The 20853-nt window shown below is 63.4% G+C and carries 21 protein-coding genes; 19 read left to right on the forward strand and 2 right to left on the reverse strand.

Annotation, left to right across the window (positions count from 1 at the left end; all coding sequences use genetic code 11):
- Positions 1-3: 3 nt before the first annotated feature.
- The 15 genes from phnG (at position 4) to QMO80_RS12175 (ending at position 12687) form a co-directional block, all read left to right on the forward strand.
- Positions 4-480: a phosphonate C-P lyase system protein PhnG gene (gene phnG, locus QMO80_RS12105; RefSeq protein ID WP_283196830.1), complete on the forward strand. Its 477-nt coding sequence runs from the start codon at positions 4-6 to the stop codon at positions 478-480.
- Positions 480-1088, forward strand: a complete 609-nt coding sequence (gene phnH / locus QMO80_RS12110) for a phosphonate C-P lyase system protein PhnH (protein WP_283196831.1) — start codon at positions 480-482, stop codon at positions 1086-1088. The genes phnG and phnH overlap by 1 nt, the downstream gene beginning before the upstream one ends.
- 4 nt (positions 1089-1092) lie before the next feature.
- Positions 1093-2199: a carbon-phosphorus lyase complex subunit PhnI gene (locus tag QMO80_RS12115; protein WP_283196832.1), complete on the forward strand. Its 1107-nt coding sequence runs from the start codon at positions 1093-1095 to the stop codon at positions 2197-2199.
- Complete coding sequence (locus QMO80_RS12120) at positions 2196-3071, forward strand: alpha-D-ribose 1-methylphosphonate 5-phosphate C-P-lyase PhnJ (protein ID WP_283196833.1); 876 nt, start codon at positions 2196-2198, stop codon at positions 3069-3071. Before QMO80_RS12115 ends, QMO80_RS12120 begins: the two co-directional genes overlap by 4 nt.
- A complete protein-coding gene (phnK, locus tag QMO80_RS12125; RefSeq protein ID WP_283196834.1) occupies positions 3068-3844 on the forward strand; it encodes a phosphonate C-P lyase system protein PhnK in 777 nt (258 codons plus the stop codon). The genes QMO80_RS12120 and phnK overlap by 4 nt, the downstream gene beginning before the upstream one ends.
- Positions 3845-3926: 82 nt before the next feature.
- On the forward strand, positions 3927-4634 hold the full coding sequence (phnL, locus tag QMO80_RS12130; RefSeq protein WP_283196835.1) for a phosphonate C-P lyase system protein PhnL: 708 nt from the start codon (positions 3927-3929) through the stop codon (positions 4632-4634).
- Positions 4631-5248, forward strand: coding sequence for a DapH/DapD/GlmU-related protein (locus tag QMO80_RS12135; protein WP_283196836.1), 618 nt, complete (start codon positions 4631-4633; stop codon positions 5246-5248). Before phnL ends, QMO80_RS12135 begins: the two co-directional genes overlap by 4 nt.
- A gap of 117 nt (positions 5249-5365) precedes the next feature.
- Positions 5366-6211 (forward strand): phosphonate ABC transporter ATP-binding protein, encoded by an 846-nt coding sequence (gene phnC / locus QMO80_RS12140; RefSeq protein ID WP_283200175.1) that lies wholly within the window; start codon positions 5366-5368, stop codon positions 6209-6211.
- 86 nt (positions 6212-6297) lie between these two features.
- Positions 6298-7203, forward strand: a complete 906-nt coding sequence (gene phnD / locus QMO80_RS12145; RefSeq protein ID WP_283196837.1) for a phosphonate ABC transporter substrate-binding protein — start codon at positions 6298-6300, stop codon at positions 7201-7203.
- 66 nt (positions 7204-7269) lie between these two features.
- On the forward strand, positions 7270-8229 hold the full coding sequence (gene phnE / locus QMO80_RS12150; protein WP_283196838.1) for a phosphonate ABC transporter, permease protein PhnE: 960 nt from the start codon (positions 7270-7272) through the stop codon (positions 8227-8229).
- A 7-nt stretch (positions 8230-8236) separates the two neighbouring features.
- A complete protein-coding gene (gene phnE / locus QMO80_RS12155; RefSeq protein ID WP_283196839.1) occupies positions 8237-9580 on the forward strand; it encodes a phosphonate ABC transporter, permease protein PhnE in 1344 nt (447 codons plus the stop codon).
- A 141-nt stretch (positions 9581-9721) separates the two neighbouring features.
- On the forward strand, positions 9722-10417 hold the full coding sequence (locus QMO80_RS12160; RefSeq protein WP_283196840.1) for a DUF1045 domain-containing protein: 696 nt from the start codon (positions 9722-9724) through the stop codon (positions 10415-10417).
- A gap of 13 nt (positions 10418-10430) precedes the next feature.
- The gene (locus QMO80_RS12165) at positions 10431-11570 is read left to right on the forward strand and encodes an alpha-D-ribose 1-methylphosphonate 5-triphosphate diphosphatase (RefSeq protein ID WP_283196841.1); all 1140 of its coding nucleotides are present in this window, start codon (positions 10431-10433) and stop codon (positions 11568-11570) included.
- Positions 11567-12163 (forward strand): phosphonate metabolism protein/1,5-bisphosphokinase (PRPP-forming) PhnN, encoded by a 597-nt coding sequence (gene phnN / locus QMO80_RS12170; protein ID WP_049731232.1) that lies wholly within the window; start codon positions 11567-11569, stop codon positions 12161-12163. Before QMO80_RS12165 ends, phnN begins: the two co-directional genes overlap by 4 nt.
- A gap of 20 nt (positions 12164-12183) precedes the next feature.
- Positions 12184-12687 (forward strand): GrpB family protein, encoded by a 504-nt coding sequence (locus QMO80_RS12175; RefSeq protein ID WP_283196842.1) that lies wholly within the window; start codon positions 12184-12186, stop codon positions 12685-12687.
- A gap of 15 nt (positions 12688-12702) precedes the next feature.
- Here QMO80_RS12175 and QMO80_RS12180 read toward each other — a convergent pair whose 3' ends face one another.
- Positions 12703-13674: a LysR substrate-binding domain-containing protein gene (locus QMO80_RS12180; RefSeq protein WP_283196843.1), complete on the reverse strand. Its 972-nt coding sequence runs from the start codon at positions 13672-13674 to the stop codon at positions 12703-12705.
- A 480-nt stretch (positions 13675-14154) separates the two neighbouring features.
- On the opposite strand from QMO80_RS12180, the gene QMO80_RS12185 reads away from it, so the two are divergent.
- The 4 genes from QMO80_RS12185 to QMO80_RS12200 all read left to right on the forward strand — a co-directional run bounded on the left by QMO80_RS12185 (position 14155) and on the right by QMO80_RS12200 (position 18322).
- Entirely contained in the window at positions 14155-15180 is a 1026-nt protein-coding gene (locus QMO80_RS12185) for an ABC transporter substrate-binding protein (protein WP_283200176.1), read from the forward strand.
- A gap of 112 nt (positions 15181-15292) precedes the next feature.
- Positions 15293-16366, forward strand: coding sequence for an ABC transporter ATP-binding protein (locus QMO80_RS12190; RefSeq protein WP_283196844.1), 1074 nt, complete (start codon positions 15293-15295; stop codon positions 16364-16366).
- Positions 16363-17532, forward strand: coding sequence for an ABC transporter permease (locus tag QMO80_RS12195; RefSeq protein ID WP_283196845.1), 1170 nt, complete (start codon positions 16363-16365; stop codon positions 17530-17532). The genes QMO80_RS12190 and QMO80_RS12195 overlap by 4 nt, the downstream gene beginning before the upstream one ends.
- A 1-nt stretch (position 17533) precedes the next feature.
- Positions 17534-18322 carry an ABC transporter permease gene (locus QMO80_RS12200; RefSeq protein ID WP_283196846.1) on the forward strand — a complete coding sequence of 263 codons (789 nt, stop codon included), beginning with the start codon at positions 17534-17536 and terminating at the stop codon, positions 18320-18322.
- A 40-nt stretch (positions 18323-18362) separates the two neighbouring features.
- Here the strand turns inward: QMO80_RS12200 and QMO80_RS12205 are convergent, their stop codons facing one another.
- On the reverse strand, positions 18363-20741 hold the full coding sequence (locus QMO80_RS12205; RefSeq protein WP_283196847.1) for a DNA translocase FtsK: 2379 nt from the start codon (positions 20739-20741) through the stop codon (positions 18363-18365).
- Positions 20742-20853 lie beyond the last annotated feature (112 nt).

Below are 20853 nucleotides of genomic sequence, written 5' to 3' on the forward strand. Positions count from 1 at the left end.
GCGATGATATCAGCGGACAGGACAGACGCTGCGTCACAGACGGCATCCGGGCGCAAGCGCGCCGCCGATCTGCTGGCGCGCGCAGAACGCAGCGAACTCACGGCGGCCTGGAATGCCTTGCCGGAAAAGCCTGCGGCGCATCCGGTGCGCGGGCCGGAGACCGGACTGGTGATGGTCCGCGGCCGCATCGGCGGCGGCGGCGCGCCCTTCAATCTCGGCGAAGTGACGATGACGCGGGCCACGGTCCGGCTCGACTCCGGCTCGGTCGGTCATGCCCAGGCGCTCGGCACTGATCGTGAGAAGGCGCGGCTCGCGGCGATTTTCGACGCGCTCTGGCAGGAGGAGGCGACCAAGGATTTCGTCGAACAGGCGCTGCTTTTGCCGATCACTGAGCGGATCGCCGCTGCCGAGTGCCGCAAGGCGGAGGAGACGGCGGCCACCCGTGTCGACTTCTTCACCATGGTCAGGGGAGACAACTGATGAGCCTGAAGACGGAAGCCCTGACCGGCGGCTTTGCCGAGCCGGTCTTCCATGCCCAGAGCGTCTTCAAGATGCTGATGGACGGCATGGCCCGACCCGGCACAATCCAGACCGTTCAGCCCGATGTCGCGCCGCCTGTGCCGCTCGGCATTGCCGCCGGCGCGATCGCTCTCACACTTTGTGACCACGACACGCCGGTCTGGCTGCCCCAAGGGCTGGCGAAATCCGCCGTGTCGGAGTGGCTCGGCTTCCACACCGGCGCACCGCTGACGACGGAGAAGGCCGAGGCGCGCTTCGCTTTCACCGAGGCCGGCACCGCGCTTTGCCCCTTCAGCCTCTTCGCCTCGGGCACGCAGGAATATCCCGACCGCTCGACGACGCTCATTATTCAGCTCCCCGAACTCGAGGGTGGGCGCAGGCTGGCGCTGATGGGTCCCGGCATCCAGAGTGTGACGGAGGTCGCGCCTGTCGGCCTGCCGGAGACCTTCCTGCGGCTCTGGACCGAGAACCGCGCGCTCTTTCCACGCGGAATCGACATCGTGCTGACATCGGCGACACGCTTCCTCTGCCTGCCGCGCACCACCAAGATCACCGCAACGGAGATTTGAGCTCATGTATGTTGCCGTCAAGGGTGGCGAGGCCGCCATCGCCAATGCCCATCGCCTGCTGGCCGACCGCCGCCGCGGCGACCGTTCGCTGCCTGCAATCGGCATCGACCAGATCGTCGCGCAGCTGGCGCTCGCCGTCGACCGGGTCATGGCCGAAGCCTCGCTTTTCGACCGCACCCTCGCCGCCCTTGCCGTGCGCCAGTCGCGCGGCGACATGATCGAGGCGATCTTCCTGCTGCGCGCCTACCGCACGACGCTGCCGCGCTTCGGTTATTCCAGGCCGCTCGACACGGCTGATATGACGATCGAACGCCGGATTTCGGCGACCTACAAGGATCTGCCGGGCGGCCAGCTTCTCGGGCCCACTTTCGATTATACCCACCGCCTGCTCGATCCCTCGCTGCTTGAGGACGAAACGGTCGAGGCGCCTGCCCAGCGCGCCGCCGAAACCGGCCGCGTCATGCGGGTCTCCGAGATCCTCGACGAGGAAGGCCTGATCGAGGCCGACGGCGACATGCCCGAAGATCACGAGATCGGCGACCTGACCCGCGAGCCGATGGAATTCCCGATGACCCGCGACCTGCGCCTGCAGGCACTGGCCCGCGGCGACGAAGGTTTCCTGCTGGCGCTCGGTTATTCCACCCAGCGCGGCTATGGCCGCAATCACCCCTTCACCGGGGAAATTCGCATCGGCGAGGTCGAGGTGGAATTCGACGTGCCGGAACTCGGCTTCGCCGTCTCGCTCGGCGTGATCCAGGTCACCGAATGCCAGATGGTCAACCAGTTCAAGGGCTCCGCCAAGGCGCCGCCGCAGTTTACCCGCGGCTACGGCCTGGTCTTCGGCCAGAGCGAGCGCAAGGCGATGGCGATGTCGCTGGTCGATCGCGCGCTTCGCGCCGAAGAGCTCGGCGAGGATATCACCGCGCCGGCGCAGGACGAGGAATTCGTCATCTCCCATTCCGACAACGTCCAGGCGACCGGCTTCGTCGAGCACCTGAAGCTTCCGCATTATGTGGACTTCCAGGCCGAACTCGATCTCGTTCGCCGCATGCGCCGCGAATTCGAAGCCGCCCGCGATGCCGGCGAAGACATGAAGGAAGCCGCCGAATGAGCGATCTGGCCAGCTACAACTTCGCCTATCTCGACGAACAGACCAAGCGGATGATCCGCCGCGCCATCCTGAAGGCGATCACCATTCCGGGCTATCAGGTTCCTTTCGCCTCGCGTGAAATGCCCATGCCCTATGGCTGGGGCACCGGCGGCGTGCAGGTGACGGCCTCGATCATCGGGCCCGACGACGTGCTGAAGGTCATCGACCAGGGCGCCGACGACACGACCAACGCCGTTTCGATCCGCGCCTTCTTCCAGAAAGTCGCCAATGTCGCGGTGACGACGCATACCGGCGAGGCTACGATCATCCAGACGCGCCACCGCATTCCCGAGGAAAAGCTCAAGGCCGGCCAGGTGCTCGTCTACCAGGTGCCGATCCCCGAGCCGCTGCGCTTCCTCGAGCCGCGCGAGACCGAGACGCGCAAAATGCATGCGCTGGAAGAATACGGCCTCATGCATGTGAAGCTCTACGAGGATATCGCCCATAACGGCCGGATCTCCAGGACCTACGCCTATCCGGTGAAGGTGCACGGCCGCTACGTGATGGACCCGTCGCCGACGCCGAAATTCGACAATCCGAAGATGCACATGTCGGAGGCGCTGCAGCTCTTCGGCGCCGGACGCGAGAAGCGCATCTATGCGGTTCCGCCCTATACCGATGTCGTCAGCCTGGATTTCGAGGACTATCCCTTCGATATCCAGCGCTTCGACAAGCCCTGCGCCCTCTGCAGCGCTGAGGATGTCTATCTCGACGAAGTCATCCTCGACGACAAAGGCGGGCGAATGTTCGTCTGCTCCGACACCGATCATTGCGAAGACCGCCGCGCCCACGGGCATGCCGGCGAGATGCTGGCCCGGGAGGCTGCAGAATGAGCGATATCCCGCTTCTCAAAGTCCATGACCTCTCGAAGTTCTACGGCAACCGCATCGGCTGCCGCGACGTCTCCTTCGATCTCTGGCCGGGCGAAGTGCTTGCCATCGTCGGCGAGTCCGGCTCCGGCAAGACGACGCTGCTGAACTGCCTCTCCACCCGTCTGCTGCCGAGCACCGGCAGCGTCGAGTATCACATGCGCGACGGCAGCTACCGCGATCTCTACCGCATGAACGAGGCCGAGCGGCGTTTCCTGATGCGCACCGACTGGGGCTTCGTGCATCAAAACCCGGCCGACGGCCTGCGCATGGCGGTGTCGGCGGGCGCCAACGTCGGCGAACGGCTGATGGCGATCGGCGACCGGCACTACGGCAAGATCCGCGCCTCGGCGATCGACTGGCTGGAACGTGTCGAGATCGATGCCGACCGCATCGACGACCAGCCGCGCGCCTTTTCCGGCGGCATGCGCCAGCGCCTGCAGATCGCCCGCAATCTCGTCACCGGCCCGCGCCTCGTCTTCATGGACGAACCCACCGGCGGCCTCGACGTCTCGGTGCAAGCGCGCCTGCTCGATCTGGTGCGCGGCCTCGTCAACGATCTCGGGCTCTCGGCGATCGTCGTCACCCACGATCTCGCCGTCGCCCGGCTTCTGTCGCACCGGATGATGGTGATGAAGGACGGCTACGTCATCGAACACGGGCTCACCGACCGGGTGCTCGACGACCCGCGCGAGCCCTACACGCAGCTGCTGGTCTCCTCGATCCTGCAGGTCTGAGCAGTTCAAAGTTCGACAGTGTCCTTTGCGCGTCTTTCCAGACGCGCGGCGCCGTCGGTCCGAAACCAGGAAAGAAGACATCATGCCAACGCCCCTCGTCGTTTCCGAAGTCTCGAAAAGCTTCACCATGCACCTGCGCGACGGCATCCGGCTGCCCGTCGTCTCCAATGTCGCCTTCTCGGTCGCCTCAGGCGAATGCGTCGTGCTCGGCGGCCCATCGGGCGTCGGCAAGAGCTCGCTGCTGAAGATGATCTACGGCAATTACGCCGTCGACACCGGTCAGATCCTCATCCGCCACGATGAGCGCATCGTCGATCTCGCCGCCGCCGACCCGCGTACCGTGCTCCACGTCCGGCGCCATACGCTCGGTTACGTCAGCCAGTTCCTGCGCACCGTGCCGCGCGTGGCGGCAATCGACGTGGTCGCCGAACCGCTCGTTGCGCGCGGCGAAGACGCCGGCGCGGCACGGGAGAAAGCAAGCGCCCTGCTTGCCAGGCTCAACCTGCCGGAAGCGCTCTGGCAGCTTCCGCCCGCCACCTTCTCCGGCGGCGAGCAGCAGCGCGTCAACATCGCCCGCGGCTTCATCACCGAGCACACGATCCTGCTTCTCGACGAACCCACCGCCTCGCTCGACGCCCGCAACCGCGCCGTCGTCGTCGGCATGATCGAGGAGAAGAAGCGGGCGGGTGTCGCGCTTCTCGGCATCTTCCACGACGAGGAAGTGCGCGAAGCCGTCGCCGACCGCATCCTCGACGTCCAGCTCTTCTCTCCCGGAAAGATCGCCGCATGAGCCGCAGGCTGGGTATCGAGCCCTATGTCCATGAGACGGCCTCCGTCAGCGATTCCAGCTTCGGGCGCTATACGGAGGTTTCCGAGCGCTGCCGCATCAGCGAAGCGACCTTCGGCGACTATTCCTACATCATGCAGGACGGCTCCGTCTGGTGCGCGACGATCGGCAAGTTCGTCAATATCGCCGCCGCCGTGCGCATCAACGCCACCAACCATCCGACCTGGCGGGCGACGCTGCACCATTTCACCTATCGCGCCGCCGACTACTGGCCGGACGGCGACATGGAGGAGGACTTCTTCGCTTGGCGGCGTGCAAACCGCGTGATGATCGGCAACGACGTCTGGATCGGCCATGGAGCAACGATCCTGCCGGGCGTCAGCGTCGGCAACGGCGCGGTAATCGGCGCCGGTGCCGTCGTGTCAAAGGACGTCGCGGCTTACTCGATCGTCGGCGGCGTGCCGGCCAAACTCATCCGCGAGCGGTTTTCGAAAACGGTCGGCGAACGTATGGACCGGCTCGCCTGGTGGGACTGGGAGCACGACCGGCTGCGCCTGGCGCTGCAGGATTTTCGCAACCTGAGCGCGGAAGATTTCCTGGTCCGCTACGACGGTTAAACCTCCGATATAAGCGCGGCGATTTGTGACACGAACTACACAAATATGACATTTGAGGTTCATCAAGCGGGACTAATGCGATGCTGACCGAGGCCTGGAGCGCAAGGGAAAAGCATGATGTTCGAGCTGAAGGATGTCACCCGCCGTTTCGGAAATAAACTCGCCGTCGATACCGTCACGCTCGCCATTCCCCAGGGCCAGATGGTCGGCATCATCGGCCGCTCCGGCGCCGGCAAGTCGACGCTGCTGCGGATGATCAACCGTTTGCAGGAGCCGAGCTCCGGCTCCATTCATTTCGCCGGCGTCGAGGTCTCCGGGCTGCGCGGCCGGGCGTTGCGCAACTGGCAGCGCGACTGCGCGATGATCTTCCAGCAGTTCAACCTGGTGCCGCGCCTCGATGTTCTCACCAATGTCATGCTCGGCCGCCTCAATCACCGCTCGACGTTTCTGAGCCTGCTCAACATCTTCACCCGCGAGGAACGCGTGCACGCGATCGCAGCGCTCGAGCGCCTCGGCATCGAGCAGACGGCGCTGCAGGCGGCCGGCACGCTTTCCGGCGGCCAGCAGCAGCGCGTGGCGATCGCCCGCGCACTGATGCAGAACCCGAAGATGGTTCTCGCCGACGAGCCGATCGCCTCGCTCGATCCGCTCAATGCCAAGATCGTCATGGATGCGCTGCGCGATATCAACGAGCGCGAGGGCATCACCGTCATCACCAACCTCCACACGCTCGATACCGCCCGCAACTATTGTGAGCGCATCGTCGGCATGGCCGGCGGCCGCGTCGTCTTCGACGGCAAGCCTTCGGAGCTGACCGCGGAAGTGGTGAGGGCAATCTACGGGACAGGCAAGGATGGCGCCGGCATCGACGAAACGATGACCTCCACATCGATCAATCCAGCTCCCGAGCGGGCAGGCAATCAATCCGCCGGCACCCAGCCGCTGGCGCTGGCCGGTCTCTGAGCGAGGCGGCCGCGATCGACGCCCGCGTCAAGGGCACACTTCTTCGTAACGGAAGGCCGGGGACACCGGTCGATAGGAGAGAACGCATGTTGAAGAAAGCACTCTTTGCGGCAACGGCGCTGTTTGCGCTCGCCGGCGCCGCCAATGCCGCAGACCTCAAGGAATTCCGCATCGGCATTCTCGGCGGCGAAAACGAAACCGACCGCCTGCGCAACTATGCCTGCCTCGCCGACCATCTGAAGCAGGAATTCGGCTTCGAGAAGGTGTCGCTGTTCCCGGCCGCAGATTATGACGGCGTCATCCAGGGCCTGCTCGGCGGCACGCTCGACTTCGCCGAACTCGGCGCTTCCGGCTACGCAGCCGTCCACATCAAGGATCCAAAGGCGGTTACGCCGATCCTGACGACGCAGCAGAAGGACGGCTCGACCGGCTACTACTCGATCGGCCTGGCGCTGAAATCATCAGGCATCAAGTCCATCAAGGACGCTAAGGGCAAGAAGCTCGGCTACGCCGACCCGGATTCCACCTCGGGCTATCTCGTGCCGCTGACGCAGATCCCGAAGGATACGGGCATGCCGAACGAAAAGTTCTTCGCCTCGACGCAGTTCAACGGCGGCCACGAGAACAACCTTCTCGCCGCTTACGACGGCAAGGTCGACGTTGCCGTCGACGACAGCTCGGGCATCGGCGATTTCAAGGACGGCTACACCTCCGGCACCTTCCGCAAGGAAGTCGACAAGGGCGCCGTCGACCCGAACAAGCTGGTCGAAGTCTGGCGTTCGCCGCTGATCCCGAACGGCCCGCTCGTCGTTCGCAACGCTCTCGGCCAGGAGTGGCAGAAGAAGCTCGCAGCTTTCTTCGCGGCCCTGCCTGAGAAGGATCACAAGTGCTTCGCCGCTATCGAAGGCGGCGACTACAAGGGCTACTCCCCCGTCAAGCACGACTTCTACAACGCCGTCGTCGAAGTCCGCAAAGCTGCCATCGGCGGCTGATCGGCTTTCTTGAATGCGGGGCGGCTGGAAACGGCCGCCCTTTCTTTGTAACCGGGCGAGGCGTCCATGACTGTTGCCGAGATACAGCCGCACATGCAGAGTACGCAGGAGATCCGCACAGCCTGGGAGCGGATGGTCGCCAGGCGCCGTTTCTACACCGTGCTCGGCCTGGTGATCCTGATTGCGGCCTTCGTCAGTTCCGTCCGCTTCGCCGACGAGAGCAATGCCGGCCATTTCTTCGACCGCCTGCCGCATCTCTTCGACTTTTTGAGCTGGCTCATCCCCAAGGACTGGAACGATGTCTGGCGCGCGCTGTTCGACATTGCGAGCGTCAACGACAGGGGCGGCGAGGAATTCAATTTCGACAAGGGCCGCGTCTATATCTCGGGCGCCTTCTACATTCCCGAATATTTCGAGCTGATGATCGTCACGATCAACGTGGCGCTGCTTTCGACGCTCATCGCCTTCGTGTTTGCCGTTCCCTTGAGCTTCTTTGCCGCCCGCAACCTGACGGCTTCGTGGCCGCTGCGCGTCTTCACCAAGCGCCTGATGGAATTCCTGCGCGCCTTTCCCGAGATCGTCATTGCCGGCCTGTTTTCGGCGATCCTGTCGATCGGACCCGTCGCCGCCATCATCGCCATCACCCTGCATACGATCGGCGCGCTCGGTAAACTTTTCTACGAAGTGGCCGAGAATATCGACATGAAGCCGCATGAGGGCATGAAGGCCGTCGGTGCCAACTGGTGGGAGCGCGTGCGTTTCGCCGCCCTGCCGCAGGTGCTGCCGAATTTCACCTCCTATGCGCTGCTGCGGCTCGAGATCAACGTGCGCGCCTCGACCATTATCGGCGCCGTCGGCGGCGGCGGCATCGGCGAGGAACTGAAGCTTTCGATCTCGCGCGGCTTCGGCGCCAAGACGATGGCGCTCGTTCTGCTGCTGTTCGTGACGATCGTCGCCGTCGACCAGTTCTCCGCATGGCTGCGCCGCCGCCTCGTCGGCGAGCATGCCTTCCTCCTGCAACATTGAGGCTGCCATGACGGTGATCGATGCAAACCGCATGAACGAAATCGAAGCGCGCTATCCGGAATATTTCCACCGGTCGTTCCGCCAGCGTTTCGGCGGGCTGATGATCCTGATCGCGACGCTGCTCTACAGCCTCTATGCCGTCTGGTTCTTCGACCTGCCCAAGCTATTCGCCGAAGCCCATTGGGAGCGCGTCGGCATCTATCTCAGCCAATGGGTGAGCTACGACGTTCAGCCGGACTTCCGCATCCAGGACGACGGCTCGATCGAGGTGCGGTATCCGCGTTTCTCGCCGCTCGGCGACAATCCGCATCCGGACTGGCTGGTCGACAATCCCGACGGCAGCATCACCGTTTCGATCAGCGGCGCCAGCCGCTCCGTCACCGTCTCGAAGAGCCGGACGATCGTCACCGCGCATGGCATCAGCGTCCCCGTCGACGTCACGAGCGGTGCGCCGAAGGTGGTCGGGCCGGTGCCCGGCTGGATGACCGTCTATGACGACAATGTGCTTGCCGATCTCGGCTTTGCCGGCAATGTCAGCATCTCCGTCGACCGGGTGAAAATCCGCAAGCGTTTCATCGGCTGGGCGAATTTCATCTTCGACACGCAGTCCTCCTTCTTCGACAAGCCGGTTGGCGAGGTCGTCAGCCTCATCGTCTCCAGGCCGCGCATCAAGCCCGACCAGTCCAACCTGTCGCTCGCCTTCGACGACATCTGGAACAACAGCGAATGGCAGCACGGCGATGTCTGGACCAAGCTTTTCCAGACGATCGTCATGGCATTCCTCGGAACGCTGCTGGGGTCGCTTGCCGCTTTCCCGCTCGCCTTCCTGGCGGCGCGCAACATCACACCGAACCGGCTGCTCAATCAGATCCTCAAGCGCTTCTTCGATTTCCTGCGCTCGGTCGACATGCTGATATGGGCGCTGTTCCTGACGCGCGCCTTCGGTCCCGGCCCGCTTGCCGGTTCCGGCGCAATCTTCCTCACCGAGACCGGCACGCTCGGCAAGCTCTATTCCGAAGGGCTGGAGAATATCGACAACAAGCCGCGGGAAGGCATCCAATCGACCGGCGCCCAGACCGTGCTCGTCCATCGTTACGGCATTATGCCGCAGATCGTCCCTGTTATCGTCAGCCAGACCCTCTACCAGTGGGAATCGAACGTGCGTGGCGCCACCATCATCGGCGCCGTCGGCGCGGGCGGCATCGGCCTGAAACTCTGGGAGGCGATGCGCACCAACGCCAACTGGGAAAACGTCGCCTATATGGTCATCCTGATCCTGATCGTCGTCTTCATTTTCGACGCCGCTTCGAACGCGCTGCGCCACCGACTGATGGGCACGAAAACCCACTGATCCATCCGCTGGAAAGGTCGCGGCGGCGGTCGCCATCATCATTTTGTCACGGAAATCTTTTAGCCGGGAACCTGCTTGCGGTTCGCCGCCAAATCACTGCACATTGCGCTCCCCGTTTCGACGATCCCCAGGATAAAAGCCTTGCGCTACGCTCTCTATTTCTCGCCGCCGAAGGATGATCCCCTGACCGGCGCGGCCTCGCTCTGGCTCGGCCGCGATGCCTTTGCCGGCGAGACCTATGCTGCACCTGACGATGCGCAGCTCGGTGCGGCAGAGCAGTTCGAGCTGACCGCCGACCCGCGCCGCTACGGCTTTCACGCGACGATCAAGGCGCCGTTTTCGCTTGCCGCCTCGGTCACCGAGAAGGATCTCATGGCTGTCGTCGAGGAGTTTGCCGCGCGCACTGAAGCCTTCGAGGTTCCCGAGCTCGTGCTCGGTCAGCTCGGCCGTTTTTTTGCCCTCGTTCCCGGTTCTCTTCATCAACCTCTTCAGGATTTCGCCTCGAAGGTGGTAAAGTCCTTCGAACCGTTCCGCGCAGCGCTTACCGAGGCCGATATGGCGCGGCGCAACCCGGAGAAGCTCAGCGACAGCCAGCGCGCCAATCTGCAGCGCTGGGGTTATCCTTACGTGATGGAGGATTTCGGCTTCCACATGACGCTCACCGGCCAGGTGCCCGAGACACGCGCCGCAGTGATGAAAGCCATTCTGACCGAGCGTTTTGCCGATTTCATCGGCCGGCCGCTGTCGATTTCCGGCCTTGCCGTCTTCACCGAGGAGACGCGCGGCGCCCCGTTCAAAGTTCATTCCTGGCTGCCGCTTTCCGGCGCCAAAAGCTGAAAGACCCGACGAGATGAGCAGAGAGACCGTGTTTTCCAACGCCCGCATCGTTCTCGAGGATGATATCCTCGCTGGCTCGATTGTCATTCGCGACGGCAAGATCGCCGATATTTCCGAAGGCAACTCGGTAGCCGGCGAAGATTTCGAAGGCGACTATGTCATTCCCGGCCTCGTCGAGCTACATACCGATCACCTCGAAGGCCATTATCAGCCGCGGCCCGGCATCCGCTGGAACAAGACAGCCGCGGTCCAGGCGCATGACGCCCAGATCGTCACATCGGGCATTACCACGGTGTTCGACTGCCTGCGCATGGGCGCGGACGAGGACGGCGGCTTCGAACATGGCGAGATGCGCGAGATGGCCGACGCCATCCAGTCGGCGGAGAAGGAAGGCAGGCTGCGCGCCGAGCATCTCCTCCACCTGCGCTGCGAGGTTTCGGCCGACAATGTGCTCGAACATTTCGCCGATTTCGAAAAGGACCGGCATGTGCGCCTGGTCTCGCTGATGGATCATGCGCCCGGCCAGCGGCAGTTCCAGACGATGGATCAATATATCTTCTACTATCAGAAGAAGCGCGGCCTGAGCGACGAGGCCTTCGCCCGTTTCGTCGCCAAGCGCCAGGCGGAATCGGCGCGCAACTCGACGCCGCATCGCAACGCCATCGCCAAGGTCTGCGCCGAGCGCGGCATCACAGTCGCAAGCCATGACGATGCGACACTCTCGCATGTCGACGAGGCGATCGACAACGGCGTGCGGCTTGCCGAATTCCCGACCAGCTTCGATGCCGCCCGCGCCTCGCACGACCATGGCATGAGCGTGCTGATGGGCGCGCCGAACATCGTGCGCGGCAAGTCCCATTCCGGCAATATCGCCGCCCGCGACCTTGCCGAGATGGGCGTGCTCGACGTGCTGTCCTCCGATTACGTGCCGCTCAGCCTGCTGCATGCGCCCTTCATCCTGGCCGATGAAGTCGAGAGCATCACCCTGCCGAAGGCGATCGCCATGGTGACCTCGACGCCGGCGCGCACCGTCAGCCTCGACGATCGCGGCCGGATCGCCACCGGGCTGCGCGCCGATCTCGTCCGCGTCCACCGTTCGCATGGCGTGCCGGTGACACGCTCCGTCTGGCGCCAAGGACGCCGTGTCGCATGAGCCCGTACGAACCCCATCCAGGAGCCGGAGCCGAGCGCGGCATTATGGTCGTCGTCGTCGGGCCGAGCGGCGCCGGCAAGGACACGCTGATGAACCTTGCCGCGCGGCATTTCGCCGGCCGCGCCGACGTTCATTTCACCCGCCGCGTCATCACCCGCCACCGCGACGCCGGCGGCGAAGACCATCTTTCCGTCTCCCTCCAAGGGTTTGCCGCCATGGAGCAGTCGGGCTCCTTCGCCGTCTGGTGGGAGGCGCACGGCTTGAAATACGGTATTCCGGCCGAGGTCTCGGTGGCATTGTCGCGCGGCCATGTCGTCGTCGCCAACGGTTCCCGCTCGGCGCTTCACCGTTTCCAGGCGGCTTTCCCGCGGCTCAAGGTGATCAACGTCACCGCTCGCCCGGAAGTGCTCGCCAGCCGGCTGGAGGCGCGCGGGCGTGAGACGCATGAGGATATCATGGCCAGGCTTGCCCGCGGGCCGCTGACCGTGCGCGGCGACTACGACGTCGCGGAGCTCGACAATAGCGGCTCGCTCGAAGAGGCCAAGCAGAAGATGGTCACGATCCTCGACGGGCTGCTCGCCGAAGTCCATTGACCGCAATTGAGAGGAAGGGCATGCGCGCCATCAAAGTGGTCGATTACGATCCATCCTGGCCGCGGCTCTTTGCTGAAATCAGCGCCGAGATCTCCATCCTGCTCGGCAATCTCGTGCTGTCCGTCGACCATATCGGCAGTACTTCGGTGCCTGGCCTGCCGGCCAAGCCGAAGATCGACCTCGATGTCGTGACGATCTCCGACGACGTTCTGCCGATGGCGATCGAAATGGTGCGCGCTGCCGATTTTGTCTTTCACGGCGATAGGGGAGAGAAACGCTGGGCCTTCACCCGCGATCATGAAGCCTATGGCTTCAAGCTCTATCTTTGCGGCCGCGGTAATCGCGCCCATCGGGAGCGCATCCTGTTTCGCGACTATCTCCGGCATCACTCCGAAAGGGCCACGGCCTATGCCGATCTGAAACGCCGGCTGGCTGCGGAAGCAGGCGGCGATTGGGATTTCTACACCGGCGGCAAGACCGCGTTCGTCGGCGAGACGCTGCGATTGGCAAGCCTGAAGACGTGAGATCGGAGCACACGCTTATCGACTCGGATGACCGTTTTCATAAGAGGCGTGACCTCCGGTGGTTTCAGCGATCGACTGCTGCACCCATGCTCGGAAACGGGCCGATGTCACCTCATTCCAGCGCTCCCGCGGCCCGACCAAATAATAGCCGCCGAGCCGGACGTCGGTTTCCAGCAATTCGACGAGCCGCCCGGCGCGCAAATCATCTGCGGCGATCAGGCGGGTGGCCAGCGCTATTCCTTGCCCTGCCACCGCCGCGTCGACGGTCAGATTGGCTGACCACAGCCGCGGACCGTTCAACGTCACTTCATGCTCGAAGCCAGCCTTGCGAAACCATTGCCGCCACTGATCGCGGCTTTCCTCGTGGATCAGCGGCTGACGCACCAGATCGTCAAGGGTCCGTATCGGAGCGTTTCGGCTGATCCATTCGGGGCTGGTGACCGGGAACATGCGCGGCCTTTCCAGCAGGATCCAGCGGACATTCCCCCTTGGCTCCTCGGAATAGCGGATGTCGATATCGGCCTCATAGCGGGTGAAATCCGGCTCGAGATCGGTCGCGCGCATCACGAAATCGATGCCGGGCAAGGCAAGCTGGAGCTGGTTGAAGCGCGGCGTCAGCCACCGTGTCGCGAAACCGGGCACGCACCAGATGCGCAAGACCGTGCGGTTGACCGCCGGACGCAGCTCCGCCGTCGATTGGGCAATGAGGTCGAAAGCCGCCCCCACCGTCTCGGCAAAAACTCTGCCTTCCGCCGTCAGCCTGATGCCGCGCGGGCCGGCATCGACAAGCCGCGTGCCAAACCAGGCTTCAAGATTGCGGACGTGACGGGATATGACGGTATGACTGAGATTGAGATCGTCCGCGGCTCTGCGCATCGATCCCAGACGGCTGACCGCCTCGAAGGCACGCACCATGGAAAGCGGCGGTAAACGTCCGCGTTTCGGAACGCCTTCCTGTTCATCTGGCGATGATTTCCCTCTGCGCAATCCTGTCTCCCAGAACGGAAATTGGTTCCGCCGAACCAAGATCGGAATGCCGTATTCCCTTCATATGCCATGGAATTGGCGATTTCGGCGTAACGAAGAGTGGTGCACGGTGGTGCATAAGATGCACCACTTGCCTACCAGCTGACAATTGCGGTTTTCGCCTTTCGCAAGCGAAACCATCAAATTTGCGGGGCGGCGCGACCACTTGCCCGAGAAGACTGGTCGGCAGCGGTGCATGCAGGTGTCCACCGCGGTCAACAAAAAGCGCCTTCCCGCCCTACCGGACATCCGCCAGCATTGCCCGCAACACGCCGCTCCGCCTCGGAGACGACACCAAGTAAAGTCTGCAGACGCCGGCTTTGCCCATCCTTTGCGAGCGGCCGCGATTGCCAACGATCTCAAGGATCGTGGCTGTCACCGGCGTCAGACGGACGCTCAACAAACAGGGGAACGCGAATGAAATTCAAGAACACTTCGACGATGACGGCTCTCGGCCTGCTATCGCTGGCGCTCACCACGGTGCCGGGCGCGACCCGGGATCTTACCATCGCGTCCTGGGGCGGGAATTTTCAGGATGCGCAGCGGGAGATCTATTTCAAGCCATTCTCCAAGGTGACCGGCAAGCCTCTGCTCGACGAAGGCTGGGACGGCGGTATCGGCGTCCTTCAGGCAAAGGTCAAGGCGGGGAATCCCGCCTGGGATGCCGTCGAGGTCGAAGCCGACGAACTCTCGCTCGGCTGCGCCGACGGACTTTTCGAGAAGGTGGACTGGAGCAAGCTTGGCGGCAAGGATGCATTTCTGCCTTCCGCGGTGAGCGATTGCGGCGTCGGCGCCATCGTCTGGTCGACCGCCATCGCCTATGATGGTGCGAGGATTGCCGATGGCCCCAAGTCCTGGGCCGATTTTTGGGACGTGAAGAAATTCCTCGGCAAGCGCGCCCTGCGCAAGGGACCGAAATACACGCTCGAATTCGCGCTGATGGCCGACGGCGTGCCGGCGGACAAAGTTTATGACGTCCTGGCGACGCCTGAGGGCATCGACCGCGCCTTCGCCAAGCTTGACGCGTTGAAACCGCACCTTGTCTGGTGGACCTCTGGCGCCCAGCCGCTGCAACTGCTGGCTTCCGGCGAAGTGGCCATGACCAGTGCCTATAATGGCCGCATCACCGGCATCAACCGCTCCGAAGGCCGTCAGTTCAAAGTTGTCTGGCCGGGCAGCATCTATGCCGTGGATAGTTGGGTCGTTCTGAAGGGCGCCGAAAACAAGGATGCGGCCTTCGACTTCATCGCCTTCGCCAGCAAAGCGGAAAACCAGGCGAAACTGCCGCAATATATCGCCTACGGCCTGCCGAACAAGGAAGCCGGCAAGAGCGTGCCGCCGGACCAGCTGGCCGACTTGCCCACCACCCAGGCCAACATGCAGGAATCAGTCAGCCTTGATACGGACTTCTGGATCGACAATTCGGAAGCGCTGACCAAGAGATTCGACGCCTGGCTGGCACAATAACGGACGGAATATCGCCCCCGCGGATCGCTTCTGCCGATCGACCCGTGGGGGCTTCCGCACATCTTCGTCACTTCGTCTGCCCAAGAGCCGACTATCCGAACGGAGGGCCGCCATGGCTGCGCCGCGCATACGCTTTGAAAGAATCTCCAAATCCTTTGGCCTGCATCAGGTCGTCAAAGACCTGTCGCTCGACATCGAGAGGGGCGAATTCGTCAGCCTTCTGGGACCTTCGGGTTCAGGCAAGACGACTTTGCTGATGATGCTGGCGGGATTCGAAAACCCGACCGCCGGCGGCATTTTTCTCGACGGCCGCCGCATCGATCATCTGCCTCCGCATCGGCGTGAAATGGGTGTCGTCTTCCAGAACTATGCGCTCTTTCCGCATATGTCGATCGCCGACAACATCGCCTTTCCTCTCAGGATGCGCGGTGTCGGTCGCAGCGAGATCGAAGAACGCGTGAAACGCGCCCTTGAGATGGTGCAGCTGTCGGCCATGAGTGGCCGCAAGCCCGCCCAGCTTTCCGGCGGACAGCAGCAGCGCGTGGCGCTTGCCCGGTCCCTGGTGTTCGAGCCGACGGTGGTGCTGATGGACGAGCCGCTTGGGGCACTCGACAAACAATTGCGCGAACAGATGCAACTCGACATCCGCGCCCTTCACAAGCGCCTGGAACTGACCGTGGTATTCGTGACCCATGATCAATCCGAGGCGCTGACCATGTCGGACCGGATTGCGGTCTTCAACCGCGGCAATATCGAGCAGATCGGTACGCCGCGCGACATCTACGACCGCCCGCAGACACGCGCCGTCGCCGAATTCATCGGCGAAACCAATCTGATAGAAGGAACGGTCAAGGCAACGGGCACGACCGGCACCTCGGTCGAGATCGCCGATGGACGGCATGTGATCGTGCCTGGCAGTAATTCGCTGGCCGTCGGCAGCCGCGTCCATATTTCCGTTCGCCCAGAGCGCATTTCCTTGGCGGCTCGCGGCATCGGCGCGGCGGCAAACGCCCTGCCGGCAAAAATACTCGATAGCGTCTATCAGGGCGACCATTTGCGGGTGCAGCTCGATGAGGATGCCTTCCGCTTCGTGGTGCGGACCGACATGCGATCGGCGGAATGGCCGGTCGGAGCCGATGTGGTGGCGCACTTCACGCCTGAAGACTGCTGGGTGATTGCAGCATGAATGCTTTCCGTCGACACACCGGCACCTTTGCCCTCGTCTTTCCGCTGACCTTGTTCCTGGGTGTCTTCTTCATCTGGCCGCTTCTGACCGTCCTGCAACAGGCGGTGTCCGATCCGGTCGTCAGCAAAAACCTGCCGCGGACGACAGCTGCGGTCTCGGCCTGGAACATTACCTCCGAACCCTCGGACGAAATGCGGACAGCTCTTGTCGACGACCTGAAATCGCTCGACGACGACCAGAAACTCGGAGAGGTGGTTCGAAGACTGAACAGCGCCCAGCCGGGCTTCCGCACACTGATGCGAAAGACCGTCGCGGCCGTGAGAGACAGCACCGGGCCGATAAGCCTCGCAGAGATCGACGCCCGATGGAACGACGTTGCCTTCTGGCGGGCAATCGCCGAAGCCACCGAGCCTTACACCGATCGCAACCTGCTTGCCGCCGTCGATCTTCAGCATGACGCGTCGGGGGCGATCGTGGCGATGCCGGCCGGAGAGTCCGCCAATCAGGCGATTCTGCTGAGAACATTCGCCGTGGCCGCCGTCGTGACCCTGGCGACCTGTCTCATCGGCCTGCCCTACGCGATGCTGGCCGCCGCCGCGAGCGGCTGGCGGCGACAGCTCCTCCTTGCCGCGGTGCTGCTGCCCCTGTGGACATCGCTGCTGGTGCGCACCGCGGCATGGTACATCCTCCTTCAGGACAAGGGGCTCATCAACTCCCTCCTCGTGTCGCTCGGCCTTCTCGATAGCCCCTTGCCGCTTCTTTTCAACCGGACGGGTGTCGTCATCGCCATGACGCATGTGTTGCTGCCGTTCATGGTTCTGCCGATCTACAGCGTCCTCATCGCAATCCCGCGAAATCTGATGCCGGCGGCAGCCTCTCTCGGCGCGAGGCCGATCCGGGCCTTTCTGCATATCCTGCTGCCCCTGGCGCTCCGCGGCATCGCCTCCGGCGGACTGCTCGTCTTCATGGCAGCGCTCGGTTACTACATCACACCGGCGCTCATCGGCGGGCCGAAGGACCAGATGATCAGTTCGGTGATTGCCTTCTACGCCACCGGCTCCGCCAATTGGGGCATGGCCGGTGCGCTCGGTATGGTGCTGCTCGCCGTGACGATCGTGCTCTACGGCCTTTATGGCCGGCTATCCATGAAGACGACGGGGGCGTGACATGACAATTCGATTGCTAAAATTTCTGTTCGGTGCGGCAACGGTCATTTTTCTGCTGGCTCCGCTTTTGGCGATCCTTCCGATCGCATTTACCTCCAGCAGCTTCCTGGCCTATCCCATTCCTTCTTTTTCGGATCGCTGGTTTGCGGAACTGGCAACCGAGGACGCCTGGCGACGGTCGATCGTCAACAGCTTGCTGATCGGAGCGGGGACGACCTTGCTTTCCACCGTGCTCGGCATTCTGGCCGCACTGGCATTGCGCAGGCGCGTTGTTTTTGCCGCGGCGCTGAGGACGATATTCCTCCTGCCGATGGTCGTTCCAGCTGTCGTGCTCGGCGTCGGGCTGCAGATCCTGTTTGCCGGCCTCGGATTTCCAAACACATTTGCGGCGGTCATCGTGGCGCATACGGTTGTCGCCGTGCCTTTTGTGCTGGTCAGCATCACCGCCTCGCTTGAGGGCATCGACTATCGGACCGAGCGTGCGGCCGCGAGCCTCGGGGCTTCTCCAGCAAAAGTCTTCTGGAAAGTCACGCTGCCGCTTGCCATGCCCGGCGTCCTTTCCGGCGCGGTGCTTGCCTTTGCGACATCGCTGGATGAAGTCGTGCTGACGCTGTTTGTCGCCGGGCCAAACCAGTTGACGCTGGCGCGCCAGATGTTCTCGTCGATTCGCGAAAACATCAGCCCGGCCATCGTGGCGGCAGCATTTCTGTTTATCGTCGGGACGATCTTTCTCGGAGGCCTGCTCGCGGTGGTGCACAAACGCGCCGCCCGGTCTGCGGCCCCGGCCTGAGGCCAGGGCCGTTCGTCCTTCGGGGAACCGACGGCTCCCGTTACTCGCTGTCACCCCGACCGGACACGATCTCGCGCTTGCCGACATGGTTGGCCGGCCCGACCAGGCCTTCCTTTTCCATGCGCTCGACCAATGAGGCGGCTCTGTTGTAGCCGATGCCGAGGCGGCGCTGGATGTAGGAGGTCGAGCACTTCTTGTCGCGCATGACGACTTTCACCGCCTGCTCGTAGAGCTCGTTGCCATCCTCGGAGGCCATGGCGCTCTTGTCGAAGACGGCGCCGGCCTCTTCCTCTTCGGGCTCTTCCTCTTCGTCAGCGGTGACGGTGTCGAGATATTCGGGGCGGCCCTGGGTCTTCAGATGGGCAACGACCTTTTCGACCTCGGCATCCGAGACGAAGGGACCGTGGACGCGGGAAATCCGCCCGCCGCCCTGCATATGCAGCATATCGCCCTGGCCGAGCAGCTGCTCGGCGCCCTGCTCACCGAGGATGGTGCGGCTATCGATCTTCGAGGTCACCTGGAAGGAGATGCGGGTCGGGAAGTTCGCCTTGATCGTGCCGGTGATGACGTCGACCGACGGACGCTGCGTCGCCATGATCAGATGGATGCCGGCGGCACGCGCCATCTGCGCCAGACGCTGGATCGCGCCTTCGATCTCCTTGCCGGCGACCATCATCAGGTCGGCCATTTCGTCGACGATGACGACGATATAGGGCATCGGCGTCAGGTCGAGCGCCTGGTTTTCCTCGATCGGGGCGCCGGTGCCCTTGTCGAAGCCGACCTGGACCATGACATGAATGGTCTCGCCCTTGTCGCGGGCCTGCGCCACGCGGTCGTTGTAACCGTCGATATTGCGCACGCCGAGGCGCGACATCTTGCGGTAACGCTCCTCCATCTCGCGCACCGCCCATTTCAGCGCCATCACCGCCTTCTTCGGATCGGTGACGACGGGCGTCAGGAGATGCGGGATGCCGTCATAGACGGAGAGCTCGAGCATCTTCGGATCGACCATGATCAGTCGGCACTGTTCCGGCGTCATGCGGTAGAGCAGCGACAGGATCATCGTGTTGATGGCCACCGACTTGCCGGAGCCGGTGGTGCCGGCGACGAGCAGATGCGGCATCTTGGCGAGCTCGGCAATAACCGGCTCGCCGCCAATGGTCTTGCCGAGGCCGAGCGCCAGCTTATAGCCGCTCTTCTCGAAATCCTGGCTCTCGATCATCTCACGGAAATAGACGGTTTCACGGGTGACGTTCGGCAGTTCGATGCCGATGACGTTGCGGCCGGGCACGACGGCGACACGGGCCGACAGCGCCGACATCGAGCGGGCGATATCGTCGGCCAGGCCGATGACGCGCGACGATTTCACGCCCGGCGCCGGCTCGAATTCATAAAGGGTGACGACCGGGCCGGGGCGGACATGGATGATCTCGCCCTTGATGCCGAAATCCTCGAGCACACTTTCCAGAAGCCCGGCATTCTGCTCCAGCGTCTCCTGCGACATGATCTCGCCGAGCCGTTCCGGCGGCTCCTGCAGCAGGGCACGCGGCGGGAATTCATAACCGGAGGCGTCGATCCTTTCCGGCCTTGCCGCCAGGCGCGGCGACGGCAGAACCGCGGCGACAGGCGGCGTGCGCTGGGGCACCGGGGCGGCCTGAGGGGCTGGGGCGACATGAAGAGCGGGCGTCACGTGAAGAGCAGGCGCCGCCTGAGGCGCGGGCGCAATCGGCGAGGTCGGTACAGGCGGAGGGGCCGGCACAACAGGGATCTCGACGGGCAGGCGCCTCGGCCGTTCCAGGGATATGGCGGCCGGAGGGCGCGGGGCGGGCTTTGCGGGGGTCGCAGCGGCCGGCGGAACCGGGCGGGAGGCGATGGGAACGGGAGGCCGGCCGGGGCGCCATTCCATGATGCGGAACAGCGACGTGATCGATTCGGGCGCAGTCTCGGCCTTGGGGAACGAGATCACGGCAGGCGCGCGAACCGGTTCGGCCTCTTCGAAGGCCATGACTTCCCAGAAGGCGAAATCGGAAATGGAGGAAAGCTCGGCGGTGGCGCGGAAAGCAGGCGCGGCCGGCTCGTCGGGAACGGGTGACGGCTGCAGTTCGATCCTGTCAGGTGCTGCGGGAAGTTCGTCCGGCTCCGGCAGATAGATATCGAAGGGCACATCGACGGCGACCGGCTCGATCCGTATCGCCTGCTGTTCAATCTGCGAATCATCGCGGACGGGTTCTTCCGGCGCGCGGCGCCTGCTGATCAGCGTTTCCGGCGTGCGGGTGAAACGGACGTTCGGCGCGAGGGAAAAATTGCTCTGCCAGATCGGCGCCGCCGGCTTTTCTCCCGGCTCTACCGCCGGAAGTTCCGTTTCAATCCCGCTGGAAAAGTCCCCGGCGTCCGTCAAATTGGTTCTGGGAAAACGCATGCGTCCGCTACTCACTCATGCCTAACAAATTACGACCCTACCGGGATAGAAAAGGAAGGTTAATAAGTTCCTTCCCGCCGTATCGTTCCGATACGGCTCCCTCCGCTAAACC

Origin of the sequence: Rhizobium sp. BT03, from assembly GCF_030053155.1 — a bacterium.
GTDB lineage: Bacteria > Pseudomonadota > Alphaproteobacteria > Rhizobiales > Rhizobiaceae > Rhizobium.

Excerpts from the sequence above, each read along its gene's own strand:
- QMO80_RS12120 (WP_283196833.1), top strand. The coding sequence starts at position 2,196 with ATGAGCGATCTGGCCAGCTACAACTTCGCCTATCTCGACGAACAGACC.
- QMO80_RS12185 (WP_283200176.1), top strand. The coding sequence starts at position 14,155 with ATGACGGCTCTCGGCCTGCTATCGCTGGCGCTCACCACGGTGCCGGGC.
- phnG (WP_283196830.1), top strand. The coding sequence starts at position 4 with ATGATATCAGCGGACAGGACAGACGCTGCGTCACAGACGGCATCCGGG.
- QMO80_RS12200 (WP_283196846.1), top strand. The coding sequence starts at position 17,534 with ATGACAATTCGATTGCTAAAATTTCTGTTCGGTGCGGCAACGGTCATT.
- QMO80_RS12115 (WP_283196832.1), top strand. The coding sequence starts at position 1,093 with ATGTATGTTGCCGTCAAGGGTGGCGAGGCCGCCATCGCCAATGCCCAT.
- QMO80_RS12135 (WP_283196836.1), top strand. The coding sequence starts at position 4,631 with ATGAGCCGCAGGCTGGGTATCGAGCCCTATGTCCATGAGACGGCCTCC.
- phnN (WP_049731232.1), top strand. The coding sequence starts at position 11,567 with ATGAGCCCGTACGAACCCCATCCAGGAGCCGGAGCCGAGCGCGGCATT.
- QMO80_RS12175 (WP_283196842.1), top strand. The coding sequence starts at position 12,184 with ATGCGCGCCATCAAAGTGGTCGATTACGATCCATCCTGGCCGCGGCTC.
- phnH (WP_283196831.1), top strand. The coding sequence starts at position 480 with ATGAGCCTGAAGACGGAAGCCCTGACCGGCGGCTTTGCCGAGCCGGTC.
- QMO80_RS12165 (WP_283196841.1), top strand. The coding sequence starts at position 10,431 with ATGAGCAGAGAGACCGTGTTTTCCAACGCCCGCATCGTTCTCGAGGAT.
- phnD (WP_283196837.1), top strand. The coding sequence starts at position 6,298 with ATGTTGAAGAAAGCACTCTTTGCGGCAACGGCGCTGTTTGCGCTCGCC.
- QMO80_RS12205 (WP_283196847.1), bottom strand. The coding sequence starts at position 20,741 with ATGCGTTTTCCCAGAACCAATTTGACGGACGCCGGGGACTTTTCCAGC.
- QMO80_RS12190 (WP_283196844.1), top strand. The coding sequence starts at position 15,293 with ATGGCTGCGCCGCGCATACGCTTTGAAAGAATCTCCAAATCCTTTGGC.
- phnE (WP_283196839.1), top strand. The coding sequence starts at position 8,237 with ATGACGGTGATCGATGCAAACCGCATGAACGAAATCGAAGCGCGCTAT.
- phnE (WP_283196838.1), top strand. The coding sequence starts at position 7,270 with ATGACTGTTGCCGAGATACAGCCGCACATGCAGAGTACGCAGGAGATC.
- QMO80_RS12195 (WP_283196845.1), top strand. The coding sequence starts at position 16,363 with ATGAATGCTTTCCGTCGACACACCGGCACCTTTGCCCTCGTCTTTCCG.
- phnC (WP_283200175.1), top strand. The coding sequence starts at position 5,366 with ATGTTCGAGCTGAAGGATGTCACCCGCCGTTTCGGAAATAAACTCGCC.
- phnK (WP_283196834.1), top strand. The coding sequence starts at position 3,068 with ATGAGCGATATCCCGCTTCTCAAAGTCCATGACCTCTCGAAGTTCTAC.
- phnL (WP_283196835.1), top strand. The coding sequence starts at position 3,927 with ATGCCAACGCCCCTCGTCGTTTCCGAAGTCTCGAAAAGCTTCACCATG.